The 2,637-nt window shown below is 62.8% G+C and carries 1 protein-coding gene; it reads right to left on the bottom strand.

What is annotated here, in order from left to right:
• Positions 1-385: 385 nt before the first annotated feature.
• On the bottom strand, positions 386-2,637 hold a 2,252-nt coding region (locus ACE3TU_RS21205; protein WP_374627846.1), incomplete at its 5' end, for a VirB4 family type IV secretion system protein.

A 2,637-nucleotide genomic window follows, 5' to 3' on the forward strand; every position in this document is an offset into this window, starting at 1 on the left:
TCCCGCGCGCCGGTCAGATAGGACATCTGCGCGATCTCGAGGCTGTGCTGGATGATCGACTTGCCATCGGCAATCGGCACGCCTTGCGCGAAGGCCGCCAGCGGCAGAGCCGCGGCCATCAAGGCAAGCGCCCTGGCAGGTCGTCTGGATTTAGCGGCAGGGAATGACATCGACAGGCGAGGTGTTGCCGCGCGAGATAAGGCCCGCATCCGGGCTTGCACCCTTGGTGGAAGTCGACACAGTGGAGCCAGTGGTTGCCCAACAATTGGTCTTGGCGATCGGCACTTCGGCGCAGCCCGCGAGAACGGCAGATGCCCCCAGTACAACCGCCCCAGAGATAGAGCGCATAATGATAGTTATGTAATATATTGATTTCATTTAGTAATCACTCCTTCCAGAATTTTGGCCGTTGGGCATAGTCGGCACCGAAGGCGTTGAGACCGGCCTGGCCACCGCCAAGAGCCGTCAGCAAAGGCCCGAGTGCCTTCAGATCGACGTTGAGGACGGTTGAGCCGCGCGGGGAACGTGACAGGACCAGCCGTTGGCCCGGGATCGGGTTCAGGACGAAGTCCAACTCGCCATCGGTCAGGCGGAAGCTGTCATAGTCGCTTGGGGCGGCCTCGCCATTCGGGAAGAGGAGCTGGTTCGGCAGAGCTTCCAGGATCGAGCGGGCTTTCGAGCCGCGGATCTGGCTCGGGAACTGGGTCATCATCACCACGACCACGTTTTTCTTCCGGGCCGTCACCAGCCATTCGGCGAGCTTTCTGGCGAAATACTCGTCGTCGAGAACCTTCCAGGCCTCGTCAATCAGGATCAGTGTCGGGCGCTTTTCCTCGATCAGCATCTCGATGCGGCGGAAAAGATAGCCGAGGATCGCCGTGCGTTCGGTGCCTAGATCGAGGATCTCTGTCAGATCGACCGCCGTCACATCACGGCTGGTGAAATCAACCACCGGCTCTTTGGCCTCGCCGAAGACCCAGCCATAGCGGCCATCCGGTCCCCATTCGCGCAGGCGCTGCGCGAGATCGAGGCCGTCGCCCACATCGCCGAAGAGTTCCTGGAAGGACTGAAAGTTCCTTAGACCCTCGCGCGCCTTCCCGTTCTGGGCGATGGCGGATTTTAGAGCCTCGGATTGCAGGGGCGTCATGGGTCCGGATCGGCTTTCCAGAAGTGCCACCAGCCAGTCGAGGAGCCAGGCTTCCCCGCGCTCTCCGGCCTCGGTCGCGAGTGGGTTCAAGCCCGTTGGACGTCCCGCGCGAACTTCGGCATAGCGACCGCCCAAGGCGTGCACGGCCATTTTGAGACCAGCTTCTTTGTCGAAGATGATCGTCCGGCCCCCTGCCCTTTGCGCTTGGGCGGCAAGGAAGGCGACGGTCGTGGTCTTGCCTCCGCCGGATTTTCCGAGGACGAGGGTGTGGCCATTGGTCGGCTCCGCTGCCGGATCGCCCGGCTCATGGAAGCTGAACCGGTGCAATGAGCCCTGCAGCGTCTGAAAAGCCGTGATCGGCGTCGCCCAGGGGAGACGCGCCTTCTCCGTCCCGGTATCGGCGGCATGGAGAGCTGCCATATCCGCAAAATTGATCGATGACACCGTCATGTCGCGTGCCCGGTAGTCCATGTTGCCGGGATGCATGGCGAAGAAGGCCGCTTCGAGCGCCGTCACTTCGCGCACGAGCCGCATGCCGTTCTGATGCGCTATACCGCGGATGCGAGCGACCTCCGTGTCGAGCGCGCTTTCTGTATCGGCGAAGACCGTGATCGTCATCTGATGGACGCCAAAGCCAAGCGCGCCACTTTCGGCCTTGTCAGCCGCTTCGAAAAGCTGGGCTTCGACAGTGGCGGCGATGTCCTCGGCCGACCGCATTTGCGCGACGCGGCGCTTCACCCGTTCGGCGATGCTGCCCCGTTCAATCGGCGTGTAGCTGTGGGTGATGATCGTATCCTGCGCGGCCCCGAGTGCATCGAGCATTCCGGGCCAGGTCGCAGTGGCATAGGATTTGACATAGAGGACGGCTGCGAGTTTTGGGGTGGACGTCCCCTCTTCGATCTCGACCACGCCTTTGCCAAACTGCACGGAGGCACCTGCGGCGTCCTCCGCGAGGAGGCAATACGGGCTGCGCGGATGCTCCCGCAATTCGCCGGTCAGAAGCGAGGCGTAAAAGCCGACGAGGCTTCCATCGCTGATCTTCATCCGGCGGGTCTTGATGCGGAGGCCGGTCTCAAAGATGGAGGCCACTTCGCGCAATTCTTCCAGACGCCGCGCGGTGTCTTCGCCCCAGACCCGGGCCGCGGCCTTGCCAAAGAGCGGAACTGCGAGGGGTGCCACCTGCCGCCGAACGACGGTCAGGATCAGCACGGAGTCCTGCAGATTGCGGCGGGAAAGCTCCTTGCCCCAGGCCTTGTCGATGTCGGCCGCAAAGCTCGTCCCATGGATCGGCGCAATACCGGTCTCTGCGGGGCGCATCATCCGGTGCAGGTAAAAGGTGAACCGCTCGTCGAGCGTGTCGAGGAGATGTGCAAACCCCGCCCGAAGGGCTGAGACCGCAGCCGCACCGGAGGTAACGCCGTCGATGCCCGTCACCTCGAGCGACAGCATCAGCGCGTTGTCCCTTGTGCGGACGACCTCGTCATCAAGCT

It is taken from the genome of Devosia sp., assembly GCF_041917035.1.
Lineage (GTDB): Bacteria > Pseudomonadota > Alphaproteobacteria > Rhizobiales > Devosiaceae > Devosia_A.